This window comes from Pseudarthrobacter sp. NIBRBAC000502771 (genome assembly GCF_006517215.1).
In the GTDB taxonomy this organism is placed as follows: Bacteria; Actinomycetota; Actinomycetes; order Actinomycetales; family Micrococcaceae; genus Arthrobacter; species Arthrobacter niigatensis.
In genome coordinates this window covers 2,232,126-2,258,609 of record NZ_CP041187.1, presented here as the reverse complement: position 1 = coordinate 2,258,609, position 26,484 = coordinate 2,232,126, and the positions used below count along the sequence as shown (strand labels likewise).

General features: G+C 67.4%; 21 protein-coding genes and 2 tRNA genes. 12 read left to right on the top strand and 11 right to left on the bottom strand.

Annotated features, from left to right (window positions below; all coding sequences use genetic code 11):
- Positions 1–125: 125 nt before the first annotated feature.
- Positions 126–1,067 (bottom strand): aldo/keto reductase family oxidoreductase, encoded by a 942-nt coding sequence (locus NIBR502771_RS10570; RefSeq protein WP_141161512.1) that lies wholly within the window; start codon positions 1,065–1,067, stop codon positions 126–128.
- Positions 1,067–2,782: a glycoside hydrolase family 13 protein gene (locus NIBR502771_RS10565; RefSeq protein ID WP_141159721.1), complete on the bottom strand. Its 1,716-nt coding sequence runs from the start codon at positions 2,780–2,782 to the stop codon at positions 1,067–1,069. Before NIBR502771_RS10565 ends, NIBR502771_RS10570 begins: the two co-directional genes overlap by 1 nt.
- Positions 2,783–2,878: 96 nt before the next feature.
- Here NIBR502771_RS10565 and NIBR502771_RS10560 point away from each other — a divergent pair, with 96 nt between their 5' ends.
- On the top strand, positions 2,879–4,090 hold the full coding sequence (locus NIBR502771_RS10560) for an ROK family protein (RefSeq protein ID WP_141159720.1): 1,212 nt from the start codon (positions 2,879–2,881) through the stop codon (positions 4,088–4,090).
- Between the two features lie 7 nt (positions 4,091–4,097).
- Here the strand turns inward: NIBR502771_RS10560 and NIBR502771_RS10555 are convergent, their stop codons facing one another.
- Entirely contained in the window at positions 4,098–5,669 is a 1,572-nt protein-coding gene (locus NIBR502771_RS10555; protein ID WP_141159719.1) for a Na+/H+ antiporter, read from the bottom strand.
- Between the two features lie 21 nt (positions 5,670–5,690).
- Positions 5,691–6,347 carry an SDR family oxidoreductase gene (locus tag NIBR502771_RS10550; protein WP_141159718.1) on the bottom strand — a complete coding sequence of 219 codons (657 nt, stop codon included), beginning with the start codon at positions 6,345–6,347 and terminating at the stop codon, positions 5,691–5,693.
- A gap of 104 nt (positions 6,348–6,451) precedes the next feature.
- Between NIBR502771_RS10550 and NIBR502771_RS10545 the strand changes: the two genes are divergently transcribed.
- Genes NIBR502771_RS10545 through NIBR502771_RS10525 form a run of 5 tightly spaced genes read left to right on the top strand, consistent with a single transcriptional unit; the run spans position 6,452 to position 14,577 of the window.
- Entirely contained in the window at positions 6,452–10,162 is a 3,711-nt protein-coding gene (locus tag NIBR502771_RS10545) for a nitrate reductase subunit alpha (RefSeq protein ID WP_141159717.1), read from the top strand.
- A complete protein-coding gene (narH, locus tag NIBR502771_RS10540; RefSeq protein WP_141159716.1) occupies positions 10,162–11,871 on the top strand; it encodes a nitrate reductase subunit beta in 1,710 nt (569 codons plus the stop codon). Before NIBR502771_RS10545 ends, narH begins: the two co-directional genes overlap by 1 nt.
- Positions 11,868–12,518: a nitrate reductase molybdenum cofactor assembly chaperone gene (narJ, locus tag NIBR502771_RS10535; RefSeq protein ID WP_246839640.1), complete on the top strand. Its 651-nt coding sequence runs from the start codon at positions 11,868–11,870 to the stop codon at positions 12,516–12,518. Before narH ends, narJ begins: the two co-directional genes overlap by 4 nt.
- Before the next feature lie 2 nt (positions 12,519–12,520).
- On the top strand, positions 12,521–13,318 hold the full coding sequence (gene narI, locus NIBR502771_RS10530; protein WP_141159715.1) for a respiratory nitrate reductase subunit gamma: 798 nt from the start codon (positions 12,521–12,523) through the stop codon (positions 13,316–13,318).
- A gap of 38 nt (positions 13,319–13,356) precedes the next feature.
- Complete coding sequence (locus tag NIBR502771_RS10525; protein WP_141159714.1) at positions 13,357–14,577, top strand: nitrate/nitrite transporter; 1,221 nt, start codon at positions 13,357–13,359, stop codon at positions 14,575–14,577.
- Here the strand turns inward: NIBR502771_RS10525 and NIBR502771_RS10520 are convergent.
- Positions 14,562–15,116 (bottom strand): dihydrofolate reductase family protein, encoded by a 555-nt coding sequence (locus tag NIBR502771_RS10520; protein WP_141159713.1) that lies wholly within the window; start codon positions 15,114–15,116, stop codon positions 14,562–14,564. The two genes, NIBR502771_RS10525 and NIBR502771_RS10520, sit on opposite strands and share 16 nt — an antisense overlap.
- 66 nt (positions 15,117–15,182) lie before the next feature.
- Positions 15,183–15,842 (bottom strand): TetR/AcrR family transcriptional regulator, encoded by a 660-nt coding sequence (locus tag NIBR502771_RS10515; RefSeq protein WP_141159712.1) that lies wholly within the window; start codon positions 15,840–15,842, stop codon positions 15,183–15,185.
- Positions 15,843–15,934: 92 nt separating this feature from the next.
- On the opposite strand from NIBR502771_RS10515, the gene NIBR502771_RS10510 reads away from it, so the two are divergent.
- Complete coding sequence (locus NIBR502771_RS10510) at positions 15,935–16,387, top strand: nuclear transport factor 2 family protein (RefSeq protein ID WP_141159711.1); 453 nt, start codon at positions 15,935–15,937, stop codon at positions 16,385–16,387.
- Positions 16,384–17,283, top strand: coding sequence for an SDR family oxidoreductase (locus tag NIBR502771_RS10505; protein WP_141159710.1), 900 nt, complete (start codon positions 16,384–16,386; stop codon positions 17,281–17,283). Before NIBR502771_RS10510 ends, NIBR502771_RS10505 begins: the two co-directional genes overlap by 4 nt.
- Before the next feature lie 8 nt (positions 17,284–17,291).
- Here NIBR502771_RS10505 and yidC read toward each other — a convergent pair whose 3' ends face one another.
- From yidC to NIBR502771_RS10480, 5 genes are all read right to left on the bottom strand, one after another.
- Complete coding sequence (gene yidC / locus NIBR502771_RS10500; protein WP_141159709.1) at positions 17,292–18,092, bottom strand: membrane protein insertase YidC; 801 nt, start codon at positions 18,090–18,092, stop codon at positions 17,292–17,294.
- An 80-nt stretch (positions 18,093–18,172) separates the two neighbouring features.
- A tRNA-Met gene (locus tag NIBR502771_RS10495) sits at positions 18,173–18,246 on the bottom strand.
- Positions 18,247–18,307: 61 nt separating this feature from the next.
- Positions 18,308–18,379: transfer RNA gene (locus tag NIBR502771_RS10490), tRNA-Thr, on the bottom strand.
- 301 nt (positions 18,380–18,680) lie between these two features.
- Positions 18,681–20,750 (bottom strand): DEAD/DEAH box helicase, encoded by a 2,070-nt coding sequence (locus tag NIBR502771_RS10485; protein WP_141159708.1) that lies wholly within the window; start codon positions 20,748–20,750, stop codon positions 18,681–18,683.
- A gap of 408 nt (positions 20,751–21,158) precedes the next feature.
- A complete protein-coding gene (locus NIBR502771_RS10480; RefSeq protein WP_141159707.1) occupies positions 21,159–21,812 on the bottom strand; it encodes an MOSC domain-containing protein in 654 nt (217 codons plus the stop codon).
- A 179-nt stretch (positions 21,813–21,991) separates the two neighbouring features.
- Here NIBR502771_RS10480 and NIBR502771_RS10475 point away from each other — a divergent pair, with 179 nt between their 5' ends.
- From NIBR502771_RS10475 to NIBR502771_RS10460, 4 genes are read left to right on the top strand one after another with little or no spacing between them, the layout of a single operon-like run.
- The gene (locus NIBR502771_RS10475) at positions 21,992–22,597 is read left to right on the top strand and encodes a Tat pathway signal protein (RefSeq protein WP_141159706.1); all 606 of its coding nucleotides are present in this window, start codon (positions 21,992–21,994) and stop codon (positions 22,595–22,597) included.
- Between the two features lies 1 nt (position 22,598).
- Positions 22,599–23,810, top strand: a complete 1,212-nt coding sequence (locus NIBR502771_RS10470) for a glutathionylspermidine synthase family protein (RefSeq protein WP_141159705.1) — start codon at positions 22,599–22,601, stop codon at positions 23,808–23,810.
- Complete coding sequence (locus NIBR502771_RS10465) at positions 23,807–25,300, top strand: APC family permease (RefSeq protein WP_141159704.1); 1,494 nt, start codon at positions 23,807–23,809, stop codon at positions 25,298–25,300. The genes NIBR502771_RS10470 and NIBR502771_RS10465 overlap by 4 nt, the downstream gene beginning before the upstream one ends.
- A complete protein-coding gene (locus tag NIBR502771_RS10460) occupies positions 25,297–26,472 on the top strand; it encodes an acyl-CoA dehydrogenase family protein (RefSeq protein WP_141159703.1) in 1,176 nt (391 codons plus the stop codon). Before NIBR502771_RS10465 ends, NIBR502771_RS10460 begins: the two co-directional genes overlap by 4 nt.
- The last annotated feature ends 12 nt before the right edge of the window (positions 26,473–26,484 follow it).

The following is a 26,484-nucleotide window of genomic DNA, read 5'->3' as shown; positions in this document are numbered from 1 at the left end:
CGGCGAAGAAAACGGCCCGCTTGTGAGGATCAATACGAACTAAACGCGTTGTGACCGGATACGGAAGCGGCGGGCGCCCTGATGACCATGCATCACGGCGCCCGCCGCCACCGGCTGCGGAACGGTCAGGGGATGTTGCTGCCCCGTGCGGTGACCCAGAGCCGGTACCAGTCTGCGCGGGTGAGGGCATGGGCCACGCGGGCGGCGTCCGCGGAGGCCCGGATCCGGTCCGGATTAACCGTGCCGATGACCGGCGCGATGCCGGCCGGATGCTTCATCAGCCAGCCCAGGAGGATGGCCTCGCCGGATGTGCCGTAGGTCCCCGCCAATTCTGCGACGAGTTCCGCGGTGGCGGCCTCGGCCGACGTGGGGCTTTCCGGTTCAGCGCCGGTGTAGATGCCGCGCGCCAGCGATCCGTACGCCTGCAGGGTGACGTTGTTGCGGGTGCAGTATTCCAGCGTGCCGTGCGGAAAGCTGTAGTCCAGGTGTTCCGGATGGTTGACCAGGACCTGGCTTTCCAGCCACGCCCGCTTCAGCAGGCTCATCTCCAGCTGGTTGGCCACCACGGGAGTTTCCAGCCGGTCCTGCAGCACCTCGATCTGCGCAGCGGACATGTTGGACACACCCAGCTGCCGGACCTTGCCCTCGGACATGAGCTGGCCGACGGCGGCCGCCACCTCCGCCGGGTCTGCCAGCGGGTCCGGGCGGTGCAGCAGGAGGACGTCCACGTAGTCGCTCCGGAGCCGTTGAAGGCTGCCGTTGACCCGCTCCAGGATCGCCTCCCGGCTCAGGTCGTAGTGGGTTTGCAGGCCCCGCTCGTTCAGCCGGATGCCGCACTTGGTCTGCAGCCGGATCCGCTCGCGGAGGCCCGGAGTGGCGGCCAGGACCTCACCGAACACGGCCTCTGACTTGCCGTTCCGGTAGATGTCAGCATGGTCGAACAGGGTGATGCCCGCGTCCACGGCGGCCTGGACGGCAGCGTCGGCCTGCTCCACATGGTCAACTCCATGTGGCTCGTCAGACCAGCTGCCGCCCAGCCCCATGCATCCGTAAATGATTTCCTGCATCAGGCCCGCAGCCATGCGGTGGTGTTGCCCGGCAGCTTGCCGTCCTCCAGCGGGCCGCTGCTGACCAGGACCGTGCCGGCGGGAAGGTCGACGGCGGTGTTCCCGAAGTTGGTCACGGACTGCCACCCGTTGGGGCGCTTGAAGTGCAGGACGTCCGGGTTGTCGTTTTCCACCCACTCGAGGTCCTCGTCGGTCAGCAGTTCGCGGCGCAGCTTCAGTGCCTTGCGGTAGAGCTCCAGCGTGGAGCCCTCCGTCCCGTCCTGCGCCTCGACGGCATACTTGCTGAACCAGTCCGGCTGCGGCAGGTGGGACCCGCCGTCGCCGAAGCCGAAGGACGTGCCCTCCACCTTCCACGGCAGTGGGACACGGCACCCGTCACGGCCGATTTCCACGCCCTTGTTGCGGAAGAAGGACGGGTCCTGGCGCTCCGATTCGGGAATCTCGGCCACTTCCTGCAGGCCCAGTTCCTCACCCTGGTACAGGTACGCGGATCCGGGGACAGCCAGCATCAGCAAGGTGGCGGCGCGGGCACGGCGTTCACCCAGTTCGACGTCCAGCTGGTCCTTGGGGGCGCCGGCGAGCAGCCAGTCCTTGCCGTCCTGGCCCTTGGCACCGGCTTTTTCCTTGGCAACCTGGGGCAGGCCGTAGCGGGTGGCATGCCGGACGACGTCGTGGTTGGAGAACACCCAGGTGGAAGAGGCACCGGTGGCAGCGGCCTCGGCGAGGTTGCGGGTGATGATCTCCTTGTATTCGGCGGCGTCGAAGTCGGCCTGCAGGAGGTCGAAGTTGAACGCCTGGCCCAGGCCCTGGGGGCTGGCGTAGCGGGCGCGGCGGGTGGCGTGCACCCAGGCTTCGGCGACGGCGGTGCGCGGCGGGTTGTACTCGTTGAACACTTCGCGCCATTCGGCGTAGATCTCGTGCACTTCGTCCCGGTCCCAGAACGGGTGCGTGCCGTCGTCGAATCCGTCCACGCCGGTGTTGGCGGCGCTCAGTTCCAGTTTGGACAGGAGCGGCTCGGTGAGGTCCTTGGTGAGGGCGTGAGCCACGTCGACGCGGAAGCCGTCCACGCCACGGTCGGACCAGAAGCGCAGGGTCTTGAGGAAGTCGTCACGGATTTCGCGGTTGGACCAGTTCAGGTCCGGCTGCTCCTTGGCAAAGATGTGCATGTACCACTGGCCCGGGGTGCCGTCCGGCTCGGTGATGCGCTCCCAGGCCGGTCCGCCGAACACGGAGTCCCAGTCCGACGGCGGAAACTCGCCATTGGGGCCCTTGCCGTCACGGAAGATGTAGCGGTCGCGGGCCGGGGAACCCTTGGGCGCAGCGAGGGCCTCCTGGAACCACTTGTGGCGGTTGGAGGAGTGGTTGGGGACGATGTCCGCGATCAGCTTGATGCCGGCTTCGTGCAGCGCCTTGGCCATTTCATCGAAGTCGGCCAGGGTGCCCAGCTTGGGGTCCACGTCGCGGTAGTCATCAACGTCGTAGCCGCCGTCGGCGAGCGCCGAGGGGTAGAACGGGCTGAGCCATACGGCATCGATCCCCAGCGTCTTCAGGTAGGGGACCTTGGCGGTGATGCCCTTCAGGTCGCCGATGCCGTCGCCGTTCGAATCGGCGAAGCTGCGGGGGTAGATCTGGTAGACGGAGGCCTGGCGCCACCAGTTGGGATCGGCCAGACGGTCAGAGTCGGACAGGGTTGCCAGAGTGGCAGTGGTGGACAAGGACTGACCCTTTTCTTCAGTGCGGCTATATTTATATTGAATCTAAATTTACTTCCTCAAGTATTATCGGATGCTTTGGACAGGAAGGTCAACAGCATGCCTGAACCGGTTCCGGCCACCCCCCAGCTGCTGCGCCGCGTCAGTGCCGGCGCGGTCCTGGAGTTCATGCGCGCCTCGGAGGCCGTGACGGTCACCGACGTCATGGCCGCCACCGGACTGACACGGGCAACCACCATCGCCGTCTGCGAAGACCTGGTCCGGCGGGGCTGGATCCTGGAGCTGGAGAACCAGCGTGAATTCGGCGGATACCTGAAGGGCCGCCCCGCCCGGCGTTTCGAACTCAACGAGCGGGCCGGCGTGGTGCTGGGCATGGACATCGGGTATTCCAAGGTCACCGTGGTGGTGTCCGACCTGCGCGGCAGCACCCTGGGACGGTCCAGCCGCCCCTTCCAGGCCGGGGAGGTGGGTTCGCAGGAACGGATCGCCTTCATTGACGGCGTTGCCATGGCTGCCCTGCGCTCGGCCGGAACGGAACCGGAGCGGGTGCTGGCCGCCTGTGCCGGGGTTGCCGCGCCCGTGGACCGGCACGGCGAGGTGGTGGCCACGCAGGAGTTCTGGGGACTGTTCGACCTGGGGCTGCGGCCCGCGCTCAAGGCAGCCCGCGGGTGGACCGTCCTGCTGGAGAACGACGCGAACCTCGCCGCCCTCGGCGACCGGTGGCAGGGAGCGGCTGCCGGCGTCGACGACGTCGTGGTGATCCTCGCCAGTGAGCGGCTGGGTTCGGGCATCGTGGAGGGTGGACGGCTGGTCCACGGCACCCGTGGGAGTGCCGGCGAACTCGCCTACCTGAACCTGGTGGAAGGCGTGGGCGACACCTACGGCATCGCCCACCTGGCGCGAACCTGGGCCGCGGAAGCACTGGACACCGCTACTCCCACCGCCCTCCGGGCATTCCACCCCGGACGGGTGGAGGCCGAACAGGTCTTCGCCGCCGCCCGCCAGGGCGATGCAGTGGCGCTGGACATCCTCGACCGGCTCGCGGACAGGATGGCACGGGTGGTGGGCACCGTGGCCACCATGCTCAATCCGGAACTGGTGGTGCTTGGCGGCGGCGTTGCGGATTCCGCCCACGTGCTCCTGGCCCCGATCAGTGAGCGCCTTGCCGGGTACACAGCCACCCCCGCACGGGTGGCGGCATCGCCGCTGGGCGATGCCATTGTCACCGTGGGCGCGGTGCGCTGCGCCCTGGACTACGTGGAGAAGAACTCACTGGACCTGGTGCTCGCAGGGCGCGCCGCTCCGGCCTGAGGGGTTCCTACTCCGGCATGACCATGGTCCGCAGGTCCAGCTGCCTGAGCACCCGGTCGGCCACCTCGGGGTCCATGTCCGGCTCGTTGCGGGCTGCCACCACTTCCTGCCGGGCGGCGTCGAGCGCGATGGTCTGAACCGCGATGGCAAGCTCCCGTCCGCGCCGGCGCTTTTCCGCCAATGGTTCGTTCCGCAGGCTGCCGTCCGTCAGTTCTGCGCGCAGGCGCTGCATCCGTTCCTTGACCAGCGTCACCTTTTCCGGCGGCAGGTCCGTCATCAGGTCATGCTGCTTCAGGGCGGCAACGGCGGCCGCCTGGGCGCGGGCGGCAAGCAGCCGGACAGCGTCGCGTTCCGCTGTTCCATCCTGGGAGGCCTTCAGGACACGCATCAGCCAGGGCAGGGTAAGGCCCGGAAGGACCAGCGTGGCAAGCAGCACCGCGCAGGCAATGACGAGGAGGTAGTCCCGGCCCGGGAACGGCGTGCCGTCCGCCAGGGTCAGCGGCAGTGCCAGGGCCAGCGCCAGGGTGGCCAGGCCCCGCATGCCGCACCAGGTGAGGATCAGGACCTCTTTCAGGGACGTTGGCTGGAGGAGGTTCTTCCGTTTCCGGGCGCCCAGCGCCAGGACGCCCATCCACAGGAACCGGACCGCGAAAACCAGCACGCAGACCAGCGCGGACACTCCGATCATGCCGAAGATCCCGCTTCCTTCATCACGGATGACACGGCGGATCTCCAGGCCCACCAGGCCGAACGCGAGACCGGTCACCAGCAGCTCCACCACATCCCAGAAGGCATTGCGGGTGACGCGCTCCGCCGCGTCCTGGGGGCGGGCGTGGCGCTGCATTTCGAGGGCGGTGACCACCACGGCGATAACCCCGGAGGCGTGCACCTCCTCGGCCAGGATGTAGGCGGCGAAGGGGACCACCAGCGTCACCGCGCTGCGGGCCACCATGGAAGTGACCAGCCGGGTGACCAACGCGATCAGCCAGCCCATGGCCACGCCCACCAGGACGGCGAGCGCGGCGCCCAGCAGGAACTGGAGGACGACGTCGGGCCCTACCTTGGTGCCTCCCACGGCGGCGGCCACGGCCGCCTGGAAGATCACGATGGCGGCAGCGTCGTTGAAGAGCCCCTCGCTTTGGAGGACGGAGATGAGGCGGCGGGGCATGTGCACGCGGGCCGCCACCGAGTCCACCGCCACCGGATCCGGGGGCGCCACCATGGCGCCGAGCGCGATGGCGGCGGGTACTCCGATGCCGGGAACCATCAGCCACGCTGCGCCGGCCACCACGGCGGTACTGATCACCACCAGCGCCACGGCCAGCATGATCAGGGTCCGCCACCGGACGCGGAACACCGCCCAGGAACTCCGCTGGGCGGTGGCGAACAGCAGCGGCGGCAGGAAGATGGGCAGGATCAGCCCGGGTTCGATTTCCAGGTCGGGGAAGCCCGGAATGAACGTCAGCGCAGCCGCCAGGAGCAGCATCAGGACCGGGTAGGGCAACCGGAGCCTGTCCCCCAGGCCCACGGCCACCACGGTGGCCAGCAGCAGTCCGACAATGAGTGCGAGCTGGTCCATAAGCCCCGTCCCCGCAGCCGGCTACGCGCGCGGTTCCAGTGCAGCCGCGACGGGCAGGGTGCCGTCGCGGAATTCGATGGTCCGGCCGGCGGTTTGGGGCAGGTCCAGGACGGCGGCCGCCACGATGGCCGTGTTGGCGCGGGAGGTATCCCGGCCCCCAACGGGTGAGGGGTCGACGTCGATCAGTCCCGTTCCAGGCTTGTCCGTCAGGGCGCCCGGGCCAAGGATGGTCCAGTCCAGGCTGGTGCCGCGCAGGTACTCGTCCGCGGCCGCCTTGGCCTCGGCATACGCGAAGAAACTGTTGTCCTCGGGCACGCCGTGGTCCTTGCCTGCACCAAAGTAGGAAACCATGACGTACCGGTCCACGCCGGCCTGGGCCGCTGCGTCCATCGAACGGATGGCAGCATCCCGGTCCACCGCGTAGGTGCGCTCCGGGTTGCCGCCGCCGGCGCCGGCGGACCAGACCACGGCGTCGTGCCCGGCCAAGGCGCCGGCGATGGCCGCCGTCGTCGAATTCTCCACGTCGAGGACCAGCGGCGTGGCGCCGGTGCCGGTGACGTCGGCCGCGTGGTCCGGGTTGCGGATGAACGAGGTGACGGAGTGGCCCTCGCCGGTGAGGAGTGCGGACAGGAGGAGGGCCACTTTTCCGTGGCCGCCGATGATGGCGATGCGTGTCATGCACCCATTCTGCCCGCATCGTGGATAACTGCAGAAGCCATTTGCCCCTGAACAGGGCCTTTGGGCCCTGTTCGGGCTTTCCGGCCCCCACCTAGCTTGGGGGCATGGCTGCCGGACCCCATGCGGGGTTAGATGGACCCGCATCAGAAGCAATGTTGAAGCTGGGCCGTTTCTTCACGAGGTGGGACCAGACGGACGACGGCAGGGCGGTGTTCAGGGAGGGCGGCCGCAAAGGTGACATCTTCTACCGGGACCGCTGGAGCCACGACAAGGTGGTCCGCTCCACCCACGGGGTGAACTGCACCGGCTCCTGTTCCTGGAAGGTGTACGTCAAGGACGGCATCATCACCTGGGAATCCCAGCAGACCGATTACCCGTCGGTGGGCCCCGACAGTCCCGAATACGAACCAAGAGGCTGCCCCCGCGGGGCGGCCTTTTCCTGGTATACCTACTCCCCCACCCGGGTGCGGTTTCCGTACGCCCGGGGGGTCCTGGTGGAGATGTACCGGGAGGCCAAGGCGCGCCTGGGCGACCCGGTCCTCGCTTTCGCGGAGATCGCAGCGGACCCGGAGAAACGCCGCCGCTACCAGCAGGCCCGCGGCAAGGGCGGACTGGTGCGGGTGTCGTGGCAGGAAGCCATCGAGATCGCCGCCGCAGGGCACGTCAACACCATCAAGACGTATGGCCCTGACCGGTGCGCCGGTTTTTCGCCCATCCCGGCCATGTCCATGGTGTCCCACGCGGTGGGGACACGCTTCATCCAGCTCATCGGCGGGGTGATGACCTCCTTCTACGACTGGTACGCCGATCTGCCCGTCGCCAGCCCGCAGGTGTTCGGTGACCAGACCGACGTTCCCGAATCCGGGGACTGGTGGGATGCCCGGTACCTCGTGATGTGGGGCTCCAACGTTCCGGTGACCCGGACGCCTGACGCGCACTGGATGACAGAGGTCCGGTACCGCGGCACCAAGGTGGTCACCGTCAGCCCCGACTATGCGGACAACACGAAGTTCGCCGACGAATGGCTGCCGGCGCAGGCAGGAACGGACGCCGCCCTGGCCATGGCCATGGGGCACGTGCTGCTCAAGGAATTCTTCGTGGACAGGGACGTGCCGTTCTTCACCGACTACGTGAAGCAGTACACGGACCTGCCCTTCCTGGTAAGGCTGGAAAGGAACGACGGCGGCGCCCTGACGCCGTCGAAATTCCTCACCGCCCTTGACGTCCCCGGCGAGTCCGGGGCTGAGGATGCGGCGTTCCGCACCGTCCTGTTCGACCGGGCCGCCGGCCGCCCCGCCGTCCCCAACGGGTCGATGGGGTTCCGCTATTCCGGCAGCGGGGAAGGCAAGTGGAACCTGGACCTCGAGGGCATCGAACCTGCGTTGTCCCTCCGTGAAGTATCCGGGGAAAACGCCGAAATCCTGCTCCCCTGCTTCGAGGACGCCGGTGGCGAAGGCAGCATCCTGCGCAGGGGCGTCCCGGTAATGGAGGTGGGCGGCCATCTGGTAACCACCGTGTTCGACCTGATGCTGGCCCAATACGGCGTGGGCCGGGACGGCCTGCCCGGCGAGTGGGCGGCCGGCTACGACGACGCCGCCACCCCGTACACGCCGGCCTGGCAGGAGGAGATCACCAGCGTCCCCGCACAGGCCTGCATCCGGGTGGCACGCGAGTTCGCCCGCAACGCCGAGCAGTCCAGGGGCCGCTCCATGATCATCATGGGGGCAGGCATCTGCCAATGGTTCCACGGCGACACCACCTACCGGGCGGTGCTGGCACTGGTGATGCTCACCGGCTGCATGGGCCGCAACGGCGGCGGCTGGGCGCATTACGTGGGCCAGGAAAAGACCCGGCCCATCACCGGCTGGGTGTCACTGGCCAACGCCCTGGACTGGTCACGGCCGCCGCGGACCATGACGGGCACCAGCTACTGGTACATGCACACGGACCAGTGGCGGCAGGACGGATATTCCGCCGACGCCCTCAAGTCACCCCTGTCCACCGGCAAGCTGGACGGCATGCACACGGCGGACGCCATCGCCCAGTCCGCCCGGTTGGGCTGGATGCCGTTCTACCCGCAGTTCGACCGCAATCCCCTGGACGTGGCGGACGAGGCGGAGGCCGCCGTCGCCGCCGGGACAGCCGCGGACACACCCGCCTACATCGCCGAATCGTTGAAGAACCGCTCCCTCAACCCTGCCATCGAGGATGTGGATGCCCCGGCCAACTGGCCGCGGACCCTGGTGCTGTGGCGGTCCAACCTGTTCGGCTCCTCGGCCAAGGGCAACGAGTATTTCCTCCGCAACCTGCTGGGAACCCACAACAACGTCCTGGGCGGGGACAGCGCGGAGGAACTCAAACCCCGGGACGTGGCCTGGCACAGGCAAGCCCCGGAGGGAAAGCTGGACCTCCTGGTCTCCGCCGACTTCCGGATGACGTCCACCACGCTGCTGTCCGACGTCGTGTTCCCGGCCGCCACCTGGTACGAAAAGCATGACCTTTCCTCCACGGACATGCACCCCTTCGTGCACGCCTTCAGCCCCGCGATCGATCCCCCTTGGGAAACCAAAACGGACTTCGACACCTTCCACCTGCTGGCCCGGGAATTCTCCCGGCAGGCCAAGACCCACCTGGGCATCCGCCGCGACCTCGTGAGCATCCCGCTGCAGCACGACACCCCGGGCCAGCTCGCCCAGCCCGGCGGCCGGGTCCGTGACTGGCGGGACCCGGACATCCCTGCCGAGCCTGGGCAAAACATGCCCGTCTTCTCCGTGGTGGAGCGGGACTACACGGCCATCGCGGACAAGCTCGCCGCCGTCGGACCGCTGGCCGGCAAGCTGGGCTTCACCGTCAAGAACGTCACGTACAAAATGGCCGGACCGCTGGCCCGGCTCAGCCACGCCAACGGAGTGATGCTCGGCGGGGCTGCGGACGGCCAGCCGGCCATGGACACCGATGCGAAGATGGCAGAGGCAATCCTGGCATTCTCCGGCACCACCAATGGCGCCCTGTCCGTCCAGGGCTTCAAGGACCTCGAGGTCCGCACCGGACAGAAACTGGCGGACCTCGCGGAGGGTTCCGAGGAAAAGTTCATCACCTTCGCCCAGACCCAGGCTGGACCGGTCCCGGTGATCACGTCCCCCGAGTGGTCGGGCTCGGAGACCGGAGGCCGGCGGTACGCCCCGTTCACCATCAACATCGAACGGCTCAAACCCTTCCACACCCTCACCGGCAGGATGCATTTCTTCCTGGACCACGACTGGATGATCGACATCGGTGAAGCCCTTCCCATCTACCGGCCTCCGCTGGACATGCACCGGCTGTTCGGCGAACCCCGGCTCGGCTCCGACGGGGCCATGGAGGTGACGGTCCGGTACCTGACGCCGCATTCCAAGTGGTCCATCCACTCCGAATACCAGGACAACCTGCTGATGCTCTCCCTGTCCCGCGGCGGCCCAACGGTCTGGATGAGCCCCGCCGACGCCGACGCCATCAAGGTCCGGGACAACGACTGGGTGGAGTGCACCAACGTCAACGGCGTGCTGGTGGCCCGCGCGATCGTCAGCCACCGAATGCCGGCCGGCGTGGTCTATGTCCACCACGCCCAGGAGCGCACCATCGACGTCCCGAAATCGGAAGCGACCGGGCGCCGCGGCGGAATCCACAATTCGGTGACCCGGCTGCTGGTGAAACCCTCGCACCTGGCCGGCGGCTACGCGCAGCTGGCCTACGCGTTCAACTATCTTGGCCCCACCGGGAACCAGCGCGACATGGTGGCCACGGTGCGCCGCCGCTCGCAGGAGGTGCAGTACTGATGAGGGTGATGGCCCAGATGGGCATGGTGATGAACCTGGACAAATGCATCGGCTGCCACACGTGCTCGGTGACCTGCAAGCAGGCGTGGACCAACCGTGCCGGCATGGAATACGCGTGGTTCAACAATGTGGAGACCCGGCCCGGGCAGGGCTATCCGCGCCGGTATGAGGACCAGGAGCGCTGGTACGGCGGCTGGACCCTGAACCGGCGCGGCAAGCTGACGCTGAAAGCCGGCGGCAGGGTGAAGAAGCTCATCGGCATCTTCGCCAGCCCCGTCCAGCCCGAGCTGAAGGACTACTACGAGCCGTGGACCTACGACTACAAGACCCTGGTGGACGCTCCGTTGGGCGACGACTTCCCCGTGGCCCGGCCGAAGTCCCTGATCACCGGCAAAGACACCAAGATCACCTGGTCCGCCAACTGGGATGATGATCTGGGCGGCGCCACCGAGCACGGGAACCTGGACCCGATCGTGGCAAAGATCCGGCGTGAGTCCGAGGACAAGATCAAGTTCGCCTACGAGCAGACCTTCATGTTCTATCTCCCCCGGATCTGCGAGCACTGCCTCAACCCCTCCTGCATGGCGTCCTGCCCCTCGGGTGCTATCTACAAGCGGGTGGAGGACGGGATTGTGCTGGTGGACCAGGACCGGTGCCGCGGCTGGCGCCAGTGCGTCACGGGCTGCCCATACAAGAAGATCTATTTCAACCACAAGACCGGCAAGGCCGAGAAATGCACGTTCTGCTACCCCCGGGTGGAGGTCGGCCTGCCCACCGTGTGCTCCGAGACGTGCGTGGGCCGGCTGCGCTACCTGGGACTGTTTTTGTACGACGCCGATGCTGTCACCGCGGCAGCGTCGGTCACCGATCCGAGGGACCTCTACGACGCCCAGATGGACGTGTTGCTGGACCCCCACGATCCCCACGTCCAGGCGGAGGCCCGGGCACAGGGCATCCCCGAGGACTGGCTGGACGCCGCCCGCCGGTCCCCCGTCTACGCCCTGGCCAAGGTGTACAAGGTGGCCTTGCCCCTGCATCCGGAGTACCGCACCATGCCCATGGTCTGGTACGTCCCGCCACTCTCCCCCGTGGTGGACCTCCTCCGCGACCAGGGGCACGACGGCGAGGATCCCGGCAACCTGTTCGGCGCCATCGACGCCCTGCGGATCCCGGTGGAGTACCTCGCCGAGCTCTTCACTGCCGGGGATACGGAGCGGGTTACGGCCGTGCTGCGGAAGCTCGCGGCCATGCGGTCCTTCATGCGCGGCATCAGCATGGGTGGGGACCCGGACGAGGCCATCCCGGAGTCCGTGGGCATGGACGGGCAAAGCATGTATGACATGTACCGGCTGATGGCCATCGCCAAGTACAGCGAACGCTATGTCATTCCCACGGCGCACCTTGAGCAGGCGCACGACCTGGAGGAGCTGGGCTGCTCGCTGGATTTCGACGGCGGACCGGGCATGCAGGACTCGGCCCCGTTTGGCGAGGCGAGCGGGCGGCCCGTCCCGGTGGCAGTGGACACGTTCAACGCCTTGCGGGACCGGCAGAGCTCGGACACCATCGCCGAGGGGACGGGCCTGCGCGGGCGGGTGAACCTGCTGAACTGGGACGGCCGGGGCGCCCCGTCCGGACTCTTCCCGGACAAGCCCGCCCCGGACAGGGGCCCGGCACCGGACACCCTGGCCGGCGCCGAGGACGGGTCATGAAGCGGGCAAACATGGACCGGTCGACCGGGAACCGCCGCGACCAGGTGGTATACCTTGCCGCAGCCTGGTGCCTGTCCTATCCGGATGGGGAACTGGTGGAGCGGGTCCCCCTGGTCCGGGCGGCGCTGTCCGAATTCCCCGGCGCACTGCCCGGGTTCGCGCCCGTGCTGGACCTCCTGGAAGCGACCCCGCCCATGGACCTGCAGGCCCAGTACGTCCGCGAATTCGATCTCGGCAGGCGGCACGCCCTGCACCTGAGCTACTGGACGGACGGGGACACCCGGCGCCGCGGCGAAGTACTGGGCTACTTCAAGGAGGCCTACCGGCACAGCGGTGTCCTGGTGGACCTGGACGGGGAGCTCCCGGACTACCTGCCGATGGTGCTCGAGTTCGCCGCCAGGGTGGATGGAGCCGCCGGCCGCGACCTGCTGCAGCGCTACCGGGCCAGCCTTGAGATGCTCCGGCTCGGGCTGCTGCGGGACAACCTGCCGCACGCCCGGATCCTGGCGGCCATCTGTGCCACGCTGCCGGGAAAGTCACCCCAGGACGAGCAGGAAGTGATGCGCATGGCCGGATACGGTCCGCCGACCGAAAGCGTGGGACTGGATCCCTACGACCCGCGGCTGCTCCCCGTCAGGAGGTCCTGACCATGCCGGCACTCGGGGCGGCGCTGGAGGCGGAGCCAGGAGCCGTCGTCGTGCTTAGCACCTGGGACACCGTCCTGTGGGGCGTGCTGCCGTACGTCATGGCGGTGGTGCTGGTGGGCGGCCTGGTGTGGCGCTACCGGTACGACCAGTTCGGCTGGACCACCAGGTCCTCCCAGCTGTACGAATCCAGGCTCCTGCGGATCGCTTCCCCCCTGTTCCACTTCGGGCTTCTGGCCGTCATCGCCGGCCACTTCTTCGGGCTGGTCATTCCCATGGCCTGGACGGCAGCCGTGGGCATGAGCCAGGAGTTCTACCACTTCAATGCCTTGGCTGTGGGCGGCATTGCCGGGGTGGGAACCCTGGGCGGAATCGCGCTGCTGATCTACCGGCGGCGCACCACGGGGCCGGTGTTCATGGCCACCACCAAGAATGACAAGACCATGTACGTGGTGCTGACCGCCGCCATCGTCTTCGGCCTCTGGACCACGCTGGCCAGCGTCTTCGAGGGCGAACACGGGCACAACTACCGGGAAACCGTGGCGCCCTGGTTCCGGTCGCTGTTCATCTTCCAGCCTGACATCGCGGCGATGGCGGCCGCACCGTTCTCGTTCCACCTCCACACGCTGGTGGGAATGGCGCTGTTCGCCATCTGGCCGTTCACGAGGCTGGTGCACGCTTTTACCGCGCCCCTGCACTATCTGTTCCGCCCGTACATCGTCTACCGGTCGCGGGACAGGGAGACCAAGGGCCGCGGCTGGTCCGCCGTGGGCACGCCGGACAGGGACACCCGCAACCGCTGACCGGCGGTGCGTTTGGATGATGTGGTGAGGAGCTAGCAGTGGCCGGAACAACCTCTAAGCCAGCCACCGGCAGGGCGCTGAACCTGGCGTTGGCGACGGCGGCCTCCGTGGCGGGTTTCTGGGCGTGGAACTCGGTTGCCACGCTCGGTGCCTTCTACACGCAGAATTTGGAGCTGAAGCCTGCCACCACGGGCATCCTGGTGGCCATGCCGGTGTTCGTCGGTTCGCTGGGACGGATCGTCGTGGGCACCCTGACGGATAAGTATGGCGGACGGGCCATGTTCACCTTTGTCCTGCTGGCCGCCATCCCTCCCATCCTCCTGGTGTCCGTGGGCGGCCTCATCAGTTCCTTCGCCCTGGTGCTGGGCGCCGGGCTGCTGCTCGGCGTGGCCGGGACCGTGTTCGCCGTCGGGATACCGTTCGTCAGCGCCTGGTATGAGCCGGCCCGCAGGGGTTTCGCCACCGGTGTGTTCGGGGCGGGGATGGGCGGCACAGCCCTGGCGGCCTTCCTGAATCCCCGGCTGGTTGCCGGGATCGGGTACTTTCCCACGCACCTGCTGATCGCCGGCGTCCTGGCGGTGATGGCAGGGCTGGTCTGGTTCCTCATGAAGGAAGCGCCAGGGTGGGCCCCCAACCATGCGCCGGTGCTGCCCAAGCTCATGGACGCGGCCAGGACGGCGGTCACCTGGAAGATGTGCTTCCTGTACGCGGTGGTCTTCGGCGGTTTCGTTTCGTTCGCCACCTACCTGCCCACCTACCTCAGGGACGTGTACAGCTTTGATCCCGCCGGCGCCGGTGCCCGGACGGCCGGTTTTGCCCTGGCCGCGGTCCTGGCCCGGCCCGTCGGCGGGGTGCTGGCGGACAAGCTCGGCCCCAGGCCCGTGGTGCTCGTGGCGCTGGCCGCCGTCGCCGTCCTGGGCTGGGTGGTCAACCTCAGGCCCGACGGCGAGGTGCCCGCGGGTGCCACCTTCGTTGCCATGGCTGCGGCGCTGGGGTTGGGGACGGGCGGAGTGTTTGCCTGGGTTGGGGTCCTGTCACCGGCCGGAAAGGTGGGAAGCATCAGCGGCATTGTCAGTGCCGCGGGTGGCCTGGGCGGGTACTTTCCGCCGCTGGTGATGGGCGCGACCTACGACGCCGCGACGCGCAGCTATTCGATCGGGCTGCTCCTGCTGGTCGGCACGGCCCTGGTGGCCCTGGTGTTTACCCTGTTCGCGGTCCAGCGCAGGGCCGGGACGGCAGCGGTTCAGCGGGCGCGGTAGCGCAGGTACACCACCCCGTTGCCGAACCGGCGCTGGTCCACCAACTCCAGCTGCGCCTTGAGTCCGTCAGGCAGGAAGCGCAGGCCGCCGCCGACGGCCACCGGATTGATGAACAGCCGGCACTCATCCACCAGCCCGGCTTTGAGGGCGTGCGCCGCGAGGGTGGGGCCGCCGATGCTGATGTCGTGGTCGCTGCCCGATTTCAGGTCCCGCACCGTTTCCGGGAGGAATTGCCGCTCCAGGCGGGTTTTCGGGGTGCTGGGGGTGTCCAGCGTGGTTGAGTAGACCACCTTGTCCGCCCCCTGCCAGATGCGGGCGTAGTCCTGGATGACGGGCGGCTCATCCCGTGTGTCCATGGTTTCCCAGTTGGACATCACCTCATACATCCGGCGGCCCAGCAGGTAGGTGCCCACATCCCGCTCCAGGTCGTTGACGAAGGCGTGGATTTCCTCGTCCGGCATGGACCAGTTGAAGTTGCCGTCCGTGTCTGCGGTGTAGCCGTCGAGGGACATGATTGCGGAGTAGATCAGCTTCGCCATGGGCCCATTCTGCCGGGGGATTGACGCGGGGAACAGGGGCCTGCTCAGATCGCGGGCCGGTAGGGATTACAGCAGGTTCGCCGCCAGGGTCCGGGCGATGAAGGTGCCGTAGCGTTCGGCGGACCATTCCCGCTTGATCACCAACGTTTCGTAGAGTTCGGCGGCGGTGGAGGTGAACATGACGTCGGCAGCCTCGGCTTCGGTGAGGCCGGCCCTGAGAAGCCCCCTGCCCACCAGCTGCCGGGCATTGTGCAGCATCCGGCGGTAACGGGCCTCGTCCACGTCCCGCAGCAGTGCCGCCATGGAGGCGTTCCCGCTGGCCGCCGCGTCCCTGATCAGAAGGTAGACCGGGGCTCCAATGGGACTGATCTCCGTGGTGAACCGGCCGAACCGCTCCATCAGGCGTACGGGGTCCGACTCGGTTTTCTGGGCGAGATCGGACCTCTGCTCGGCCGGCGGTCCGCCGGCGCCGAGGAGGCTCTCCTCGTAGATGGCGCGGACCAGCCCCGCTTTGCTGCCAAAGTTCTTGTAGACCGACTCGGCGGAGACGCCGGCAGCGCGGGCAATCTGCGCAATCGTGGTCGCCCCGAAACCCTGGGTAAGGAAGAGCTCCCTGGCGTGCGTCCGGACGCTGTGCAGCGACTCCGCAGCGAGCTGCCGGCGCCGCCGTGCGTCATAACTTCGCCTTGCGGGGCGTTTCCCGGAGGCATTGACTGGGCTCTGCATGCGGTCTTAAACTCCAATCAATACAGCTAACTGTATTGAAATCAATCTAACAGGTCACAGCCTCGCCCGGCGAGGCACCAAGGAGCATTTCCATGGACACGCCAGACGGCGTGGACCGCCTCCCAGACGGCCCTGTGCGCCGAATGTTTTCCGCAACACAGCGGCGCGACCTCGATGCCATGCTGGCCGAGTTCGCAGACGATTACGTCAATATCACCCCCAACCACCCGGCCCGCAGCTTCACCGGAAGCGCACAGGTGCGGAAGAACTGGTCCGCACTGTTCGCAGGGATCCCCGACATGACCGTGACCGTGCTGGACTCGGCAACCGGCACCGGCGGCAAGGTCTGGGTCGAATGGGGATCGCGCGGCACCCGCCTGGACGGCAGCGCCGTCGAGCAGGCCGGCGTGGCAATCTTCAGCGTCCGCAGCGACCGGATTGCGGCGGTGAGGTTCTACCTGGAGCCTGTCGAAAAGGACACGGCGGACGTGGATGCCGCGGTCCAGGCCGTCACCGGAGCAGGCACGGAAGGAGCACGGCCATGATCCTCCTGGTCGGGGCAACGGGTGACCTGGGCGGCCGGGTGGCAAAACGGCTGCGCGCTTCCGGACAGGAGGTCCGCTGCCTGGTCCGGCGCCAAACGGACGATTCGCCACTCCGGGCGATCGGCGCGGAAGTGGTGCGCGGAGACCTCACCGAACCTGCCACGCTGCCGCCCGCGTGCGAGGGCGCGGACACAGTGATTGCCACGGCAACGGCGATAAGCCGCCGGTTCGCGGGGACCAGTTCCGCTACCATCCGGGACGTCGACGAAGTGGGAATGGGCCACCTTGTCGACGCCGCGGAAGCCGCCGGCGTGCAGCGCTTTGTCTACCTGTCCTTCCCGATCGGCAGCGCCAGCCTCCGGACCCCGCTGGAACAGGCCAAGCTCACCATTGAGCGCCGCCTGGCGAACTCACCCATGCGGACCGTAGTGGTACGTTCCGACGGACTGCAGGAAGTCCAGCTCAGCCCCGCCGCACGGTTCGACCTCGCGGCGGGAAAGGCAGGCGTCATCGGCAAGGGCGACAACCGCCGTCGGCTGGTGTCCACCGGGGACATTGCCGTTCTCCTCGCCGCCGTGGCACTGGAGCCCGATCCGCCGGCGCAGATCGACGTGGGCGGACCCGAGCCTCTGACCAAGAAGGAGATCATCGGCATCGCGGGGGAACTGGCGCACCGTCCCCTGAAGGTGCAGCGCATGCCCCGTCCTGTGGCGCGGATGGCCACGCTTATGTTGAAACGCAGGAACGACGCCATGGCTTCTGCACTGGGCGTCGGGTTGGCCTCGGATATTGAGGAGGCCACCTGGGATGACAAACCCTTGCGCCAGCGCGGGATCAACCCGAAGTCGGTCACCGAATTCCTGAAGGAGCAGTCGCAGGCGCTGGCCGGCCACTGACCCGCCAATCACGGTCGGCGCGACACCAGGAACTGCTGGGCCAGCGTCCAGAGGTTGGAGACCGTCCAGTAGACCAGGACGCCGATAGGGAAGAAGATCCCGCCCACACCGAAAACCAGCGGGAGCAGGTAGAGGAGAATCCGCTGCTGGCGCATCAACGGGCTATCCGTGTCCTGCCCCGCCAAGGTCCGTGCCGCCACGAGTTTCTGCGTGAGGAACTGGCAGGTGATCATCACCAGGATCATGGCGACGGCGAGGACGGCCACGGCGGCGGGGTCACCGCCCCCATGCAGGAGGGACGCCGAGAGGGGCGCCCCGAAAATGCCGGCGGACGCGAACTGGACCACCTGCCCGTGGTCCAGGGCTCCGATGCCTTCGCCCCGCGGCGAGGCGCCGGAGAGTCCGGACAGAACCTGGAAGAGGGCCAGGAAGAACGGCGCCTGGATCAGCAGCGGGAGGCAGGCAGAGAACGGGTTGGTGCCGTGCTTCTTGTACAGGGCCATCTGTTCCTGCGCCATGGCCTGCCGCGACACCGGGTCCGTCCGGCCCTTGAACCGCTCCTGGAGCTCCTGCAGCTCCGGCTGCAGGAGCCGCATCCGGCGCTGGGCCCGGACCTGCGCCAGGAACACGGGAATCAACACCGCCCGGATCACCAGCACCAGCCCGACGATGGACAACGTCCAGGTCCAGCCGTCCCCCGGCGGCATCCCCGCCGCACCCAGCCAGTCGTGGAACCCCGCCATGACGACCGAAACTATCCATCGGAACGGCTCCATGACCGCCGCAAAAACGTCCACCGAATCCCCCATCCGCAGTTGCTGCCAAGCTACTGCAAATGCGGGAAACAGGAAAACCCCCGGAATCTCAAGGATTCCGGGGGCCTGCCCGGTAGCGGTGGGGAGGCTCGATCTCCCGACCTCACGATTATGAGTCGTGCGCTCTAACCAACTGAGCTACACCGCCACGAATGAGAAAAACCTGCGTCAAGCCGGTCAAAACCGCCTTGACGCAGGCCCTCATTCAGAGCCCCCCACCGGAATCGATCCGGTGACCTCGTTCTTACCAAGAACGCGCTCTACCACTGAGCTAGGGGGGCAACGAGTAAAAACTCTACCCGAAGATTTCCGCACCAACAAATCGGCATTCAGGCCCTCCGCGCGCCTGGAATGGCACCCGTTGCCGGGACCTCCAAAGCGGCACTTTCCCCGGAATTCCGGGGCTGGCGGGGCCGTGAGGGCACAGCTGCCGACGCCGGGATGGACCTTTGAGAGGCCCCTTCCCTCTATGCCGGGACCGGAATGTGTCCAGCCCCACATCCTGGCTTCGGGTTAAATGCCGATGGGCCGGCTCGAAAGCCGGCCCATCGTCGTCGTCATTTGCTCAACGCGCGGAAGTGTTTACCACTTGCCCTTGCGGTTGAAGTCACGGTGTCCGCTGTCGCCGCCGCTGCGGGGCTTGCGGGAACCGTCGCCGTGGCCGCCGAAGCGGGAGTCCCCGGCCTGGCCGCGGTCGCTGAAGGAACGCTCGCTGTAGGAACGGCCGCCACGGTCAGCCGAGGACCGCTCGCCGTCGTTTTTGCGGAACTCCTTCTTGAAGCCGCCGTTGCCCTTGAAATTGCCGCCGCGGTTGCCCTGGTAGGCGCCGCGGTCGCCGGAGGGCTTGCGGCCGTTGTCCAGCTCGAGGTGGATCAGCTCGCCGCCGATCCGGGTGCGGGACAGCGCGCGCAGCTGTTCCTGGCTCAGGTCCGCGGGCAGCTCCACCAGGGAGTGGTCCGAGCGGATGTCGATGCCGCCGATCTGTGCGGAGGAGATGCCACCCTCGTTGGCGATGGCGCCCACGATCGAGCCGGGCATGACGCGCTGGCGGCGGCCCACTGCGATGCGGTAGGTGGCGTTGCCCTCGGTCAGCGCACGGGTCGGCCCACGTGAGCCGAAGCCGTCCTTGGAGCGTTCGCGCTTCTGGAATTCTGGAGCGGCGGGCAGTTCCTTGACCAGCAGCGGCTGGCCGCCCTGCGCCATGACGGCAAGGGCCGCAGCGATCTCCGCTGCCGGGACGTTGTGCTCTTCCTCGTAGGAGGCGATGAGGTCGCGGAACGCCGCGACGTCCTCGGAGGCGAGGGTCTCGGTGATGCGCTCGGCGAACTTGCCCAGGCGCAGCGTATTCACGGTCTCGGCCGTGGGCAGGTGCATCTGTTCCACCGGCTGGCGGGTGGCCTTTTCGATGGAACGCAGCAGGTACTTCTCCCGTGGCGTCATGAACAGGATCGCCTCGCCGGAACGGCCGGCACGGCCCGTGCGGCCGATGCGGTGCACATAGGACTCGGTGTCATGCGGGATGTCGTAGTTGATGACGTGGCTGATCCGCTCGACGTCAAGGCCACGGGCGGCGACGTCGGTGGCCACCAGGATGTCGATCCGGCCTTCCTTCAGCGCGTCAACGGTGCGCTCGCGCTGCTGCTGCGGGATGTCGCCGTTGATGGCGGCAGCCTGGAATCCGCGGGACTTCAGCTTGTCAGCCAGGTCCTCGGTGGCCATCTTGGTCCGCACGAAAGCGATGACGCCGTCGAAGTCTTCCACCTCAAGGATGCGGGTCAGCGCGTCCAGCTTCTGCGGGCCCATGATCTGTAGGTACCGCTGCCGGGTGTTGGCTCCGGTGGTGGTCTTGGACTTGACCTGGACCTCAGCCGGATTGTTGAGGTACTGCTTGGACATCCGGCGGATCTGGCCCGGCATGGTGGCCGAGAACAGCGCCACCTGGCGGTCCTCCGGGGTCTGCTGGAAGATCTGCTCCACGTCTTCGGCGAAGCCCATCCGCAGCATCTCGTCAGCCTCGTCCAGCACCAGGTACTGGAGTTCGGACAGGTCCAGGGAACCCTTGGAGATGTGGTCGATCACGCGGCCGGGGGTACCCACAACCACCTGGGCGCCGCGGCGAAGGCCCGCCAGCTGGGGCCCGTAGGCGGAGCCGCCGTAGACCGGCAGGACGGTGAAGTCGTCAATGTGCTTGGCGTAGGAGGTGAAGGCCTCGGCAACCTGCAGCGCCAGCTCGCGGGTGGGGGCCAGGACCAGGGCCTGGGTCTTGCGGGAGGGGCCGTTGAGGTCGTGGAGCTCGGCCAGGCGGGACAGTGCCGGTACTGCGAATGCTGCAGTCTTACCGGTGCCGGTCTGGGCCAGGCCCACCACGTCGCGGCCTTCAAGCAGCAGCGGGATGGTGGCGGCCTGGATGGGGGACGGCTTCTCGTACCCGACGTCCTGCAGGGCGGCCAGGACTCGGCCGTCGATGCCGAGGTCGGCGAACTTGACGGTGTTTTCGTCTTCGTCCGCGGCAGGGGCGGCCGTGGCAGGCGCCTCAGCAGCGGGAGCCTCAGCAGCAGGGGCTTCAGCGGCGGGAGCGGTTACGGGAGCCTCGGCGGCAGCCACGGGGGCGTCCTCGATAACAGCGGTGGTTTCGTTCTGGTTTTCGGGCATAGGGATTTATTCCTCATCCATAGGGGGCCAGGCGGCACTACCCGAGGTGAGCGGAGCCGCAGTACACGTGCCGATGGTGCCGGGCAAACGTTGACCGGCCGGTCACAGAAGTCCGGCGCTTTCGCAATCCCATGGCAGGACTTCGCGCTGCATCTCTTGGCTGCTATCCCAGCAGTCTGTACAGCGTTTTCTTTAGCCGGCTCTCCCTATGAAAATGCCCGCATCGCTTGCGCGGGCCCCAACACTTGCCAGTCCTGCCTCAAGAATTGGGCAGGAAAAAGGGATTTCCGGAGTGGGGGATGTTTCCAGTGTAGGGCACGGACGCCGCGGACCGGAAATTGAACGGCCGACGACGGCGGGTGAGCTTGCGCACACAGCCCGCCGCACAGCAGCGACGGCGGGCGGGTGTCACCGTCCCAGCCGCCGCAACAGCACCTCGAACTTGGTGTGGTATTCGTCCTGGAGCCGGATCTCGCCGTCGGCCTCTGCCCCGCGAAGGACCGCAATGAGGTCCGCGTCCGGCTCACTGAACCACTTGCCAATGGTGACCCCATGGCGCGGGACGAACGTGCGCTCGATGGTGTCGCCGGCCTGGATGCTGCCGGTGCGGAGGACACGCAGGTATGTTCCCACCCGTCCTTCGTCGGTGAAGCGCTTCACCCACTGGGGTTCCTTCATCCGCCGCTGGAAAGTGGCGCAGGGCGTGCGTGGAGACGTCACCTCAAGTTCGACGCCGGCGCCCACCGTCCAGCGCTCCCCGATGACCGCGTGGGTGGCCTCGATGCCGGAGATCCGCAGGTTCTCGCCGAAGAAGCCCGCGGGCAGCTCCCGCCCCAGGGCGTCGGCCCAGTAGTCGGCGTCGGCCTGTGAGTAGGCGTATACGGCCTGGTCCTCCCCGCCGTGGTGGGTTCTGTTGGCCTGGATATCGCCGCGCAGCCCCAGCTTGTGTACCTTGACCGGACCATTCACCGGGCGCTTGTCGATGGCCGTGACGCCCACGCTGCCCCCATCCCGCAGGAGCTGGTGGACGCGGCAGACGGCAAGGACAGAACCGGATTCCATGGGACCAGTCTAGGGATTTCCAGCACAGGGCCCCACGCGCCGGCAATGGGCAGGTCTCCCCCGCAGCCGCGGGTAATTCCGCTCGCAGGCTGTTCCTGCAGGGACTACGCTGATTCGAGACTTGCATTTGGGGGTGCAGTGCTGCGCCCAAACCGTGCGACCAATTGAGGGGGGACGCCGTGGACTCGGACCAGAAAGGCCCAAACGAGGAACCGGAAAACGGGCCGGCGGGCAACGGCAGCAGTGACACCGGCAGCACCGCCAAGCCACCGCCCTGGCAGGTACCCAAGCCGGACCTGCGTCCCGAACTCCTCAACGAACCCGTCACCCCCGTGGATCCGTTCGCGCGCGAGCGGGAAAAGCAGCTCAACCAGGCGGCAGCGCGCAAGAAGCGCTCCCAGCGGCGCACCGTGGTGGTGGGCCTGGGCGTGACCGCTCTGCTGGCCGGCACCATCACGGCGGTGGTTGCCAGCAACGAGGACGACCCCGACTACGCCCAGGTCTGCTTCAACGAAGAAACCGGCGAGCGCGTGGCGGACAACAGCTGTGACAGTTCCGCGGGCCGCGGTGGCGGCCTTTACGCCTGGTACTTCTACTCCCGCGGGGCCAGCGTTCCGGCAATCGGCCAGAACAGGTCCACCTCACCCGGCTACTCCCGTACCATCCCCAGCGGCGCCAAGGCGTCCACGGGCTACAGCAGCAAGGGCGGCACGGTCAGCCGCGGCGGGTTCGGTTCAAGCGCGAAGAGCGGCACAAGCGGCGGTGGAAAGGTCTCGGGGGGCTGATGTGAAGAGGCTGGCAAGCGAGCCCCGGCAGGGCTGGAAGCAGAAGATCGAAGAGCAGGGCCTGGTCTTTTCCTCCACCACCATGGATGACGGGCGCCGGATTGAATACTGGAACGAGTCGGCCTACTACGAGTTCACCATGGACGAGGTGGAAACCCTGGAGCTCGCCGCCGAGGAAATGCACCGGATGTGCCTGGAGGCCGCCAAGTTCCTTGCCACCGGGGCCATGGGCAGCATAGGCATCGGCCCGCAGGCCCTGGAACTGGCCGCCGAATCCCTGCAGGCCGGCGACGTGGACGTCTACGGCCGGTTCGACTTTATCTACGACGGCCAGGGCGGCCCGGCCAAGATGCTCGAATACAACGCGGACACGCCCACAGGCCTGATCGAAGCCGCCGTGGCCCAATGGTTCTGGCTGCAGGATGTCCATCCGGAGAAGGATCAATGGAACGGCATCCATGAGGCCTTGATCCGGCAGTGGAAGAAATTCCAGTACCGCACCGGGATGAGCACCTTGCACGTTGCCCATTCCGAGGTGGAGGAGTCCGGCGAGGACTGGATGACCGCCGCCTACATGCGCGACGTTGCCAGCCAGGCCGGGTGGACCACCATCGGCATCAATATGTCCGATATTGGATGGGACCCCAACCTGAACCGGTTCGTGGACCTGGACAACTTCATGATCAGCACCATCTTCAAGCTGTACCCCTGGGAGCTGATGATGAAGGAGGAGTTCGGCCCCCGGCTGCTGGAGCGCGCCCACAACCCGCGGTGGGTGGAACCGGCCTGGAAGATGCTGCTCTCCAACAAGGCCCTGCTCGCGGCTCTGTGGCACCTCTACCCCAACCACCCCAACCTGCTGCCGGCCTACCTCACTGACCCGGGGCCGCTGAAAGAGTGGGTGGCCAAGCCCCTTCACGGCCGGGAAGGCGACAACATCCGCATCCACGCTGAGGGCCTCACGCTGGAGCAGCCTGGCGGGTACGGCCGGGAGGGCTGGTGCTACCAGCAGTACCACCCGCTCCCTGACTTCGACGGCAACCGCCCCGTCCTGGGCCTGTGGGTGGTGGACGGTGAATCCGTGGGCTGCGGCATCCGGGAATCGGACGGGCCGGTGACGGACTATTTCTGCCGCTTTGTCCCCAACACCATTGACGCGCCGGCTCCGCTTTCCGCGGTGGCCGGCTCCACCAAGGCAGGAATCATCCTATGAGCACGGACATGACGACGGCGGGAAGCCACGGCGGCGGGGGTGGCACCCCCGTCCCGGGCAAGGGGCTGCGGGCAGGGATCCTGGACCTGGGCGACTCCGTGATGCTGGGGCTGGCCTCCACCGCCCCGGTGTACTCGCTGGCCGCCACCCTGGGCCTGATCGTTGCCGTCAACGGCAACTACACACCGCTGATCCTCCTGCTGGGCTTCGTTCCGGTCCTGTTCATTGCCTACGCCTTCAGGGAGCTGAACAGTGCCATCCCGGACTGTGGCACCACGTTCACCTGGTCCCGTCAGGCCTTCGGCCCCTGGGCCGGCTGGCTGGGCGGCTGGGGCGTGGCGCTGGCCGGGGTCGTGGTCCTGGCCAACCTGGCGCAGGTGGCAGGCCAGTACCTGTGGCTGTTGGTGGGTGACGGATCCCTGGCACAAAACAAACTGCTGGTCACCGGGACCGGCCTGCTCTTCATCGTGCTGATGACCCTGGTGAACTACCGCGGGATCCGGCTGGGTGAGCACGTCCAGCGGGTCCTGACGTACGTCCAGTACATTGCGCTGGGCATCTTTGCCCTGGCAATCGTCATGCGGATCGTGGGCGGGGCGCCGGAGGGCCAGGCCTTCGACTTCGAATGGTTCAACCCGGTGGGCGCTTTTGCCGAGCCCGGCGCCGTGGTGCACGGCGCCCTCCTTGCCCTGTTCATCTATTGGGGCTGGGACACCTGCCTGGCGGTCAACGAGGAAACCGAGGACCCGTCCACCACGCCGGGCCGTGGCGCGGTCATCTCCGCTTTCGTGCTGGTGGCCATCTACGTTTCGGTGGCGCTGCTGGTGATGATGTACGCCACCGTGGGGTCCGAGGGCATCGGTCTGGGCAACGAGGCCAACCAGGACGACGTGTTCCTGGCCATGAAGGATGTGGTGCTGGGGCCGTGGGGATGGCTGATCGTCGTTGCCGTGCTGGCATCGGTGCTGTCCTCCACGCAGACCACCATCCTGCCCACCGCCCGCGGCACCCTGTCCATGGGTGTGCACGGCGCGCTGCCGGCCAAATTCGCCGAGGTGCACCCGCGCAACCAGACCCCGGGTTTTTCCACCAAGGTGATGGGCGGGGCAGCCGCTGCCTACTACGTGGCCATGAGCTTCCTGAGCGAGAACCTGCTGGCCGACTCCATCAGCGCCATCAGCCTGTTCATCGCGTTCTACTACGCCCTCACCGGGTACGCCTGCTTCTGGTACTTCCGCGGAACGCTCCGGGACTCGGCCCGGAACCTCTGGTTCCGCGGCATACTTCCCCTGGCCGGGGCGCTGCTGCTGACCGCCGCGTTCTTCATCTCGGCAGTCCAGATGTGGGACCCGGCCTACGGCGACACCCGGATCTTCGGCGTCGGCGGCGCTTTCGTCAGCGGCGTGGTCCTGCTGGCCCTCGGCGTCGTCCTGGCCGCCGCCTGCCGGTTCCTGCCCGCCACCCGCGCTTACTTTGAGGAGAAGCTATGACCGCCGCATCATCGGACATCCTGGACCTCGATTCCCTTCTGTCGGCGGAGGAACTGGAGCTCCGGCAGAAGGTCCGTGACTTCACCCGGCAGCGGATCAAGCCGGATATAGCCCGCTGGTATGAGGAAGCCGTCTTTCCCCTGGAGCTGGCGACGGAACTGGGCGAACTCGGCGTCCTGGGCATGCACCTGGAGGGCTATGGCTGCCCGGGCCGGTCCGCCGTCGAGTACGGCCTCGCTGCGATGGAACTGGAGGCCGGCGACTCCGGCATCCGCACCTTCGTGTCCGTCCAGGGTTCGCTGGCCATGACCGCCATCCACACCTGGGGCTCCGAGGAGCAGAAGCAGGAGTGGCTGCCCCGGATGGCCGCCGGCGAGGTGATCGGCTGCTTCGCCCTGACAGAGCCAACGGCCGGCTCGGACCCCGCCTCCATGGCCACCTACGCCACAAAGGATGGCAGCGGGGACGACGCCGGCTGGGTGCTCAACGGCACCAAGCGCTGGATCGGGCTGGCCTCCGTGGCCGGCGTGATGGTGGTGTGGGCCATGACGGACGACGGCGTGCACGGCTTCCTGGTGCCGGCCGGAACCCCTGGCGTCACAGCCACGCCCATCCAACAGAAACTGTCCATGCGCGCCTCCATCCAGTGCGATGTGGTGTTCGACGGCGTCCGGCTGGGTCCGGAGGCCCTGCTGCCGGGTGCACGGGGGCTGCGCGGCCCGTTCACCTGCCTGAACGAGGCCAGGTACGGGATCGCCTGGGGTGCCATGGGCGCCGCCCGCGATTCCTACGAGGCGGCGCTGGAATATTCGCTGGGGCGGCTGCAGTTCGGCAAGCCGCTGGCAGGCTACCAGCTCACGCAGCAGAAGCTGGTGGACATGCTGGTGGAGATCCAGAAGGGCACCCTGCTGGCGCTGCACCTGGGCCGGCTCAAAGACGCGGGGACCATCCGGCCCGAGCAAATCTCGCTGGGCAAGCTGAACAACGTCCGCGAGGCCATCAGGATCGCCCGCGACGCCCGCTCCATCCTGGGCGGCAACGGCATCACCACGGACTACTCGCCGCTGCGGCACGCCGCGAACCTGGAATCGGTCCGGACTTATGAGGGTACCGACGAGGTGCACACCCTGGTCCTGGGCCGGCACATCACGGGCTTGGGCGCCTTCCACTGATCGCCTGCCCCA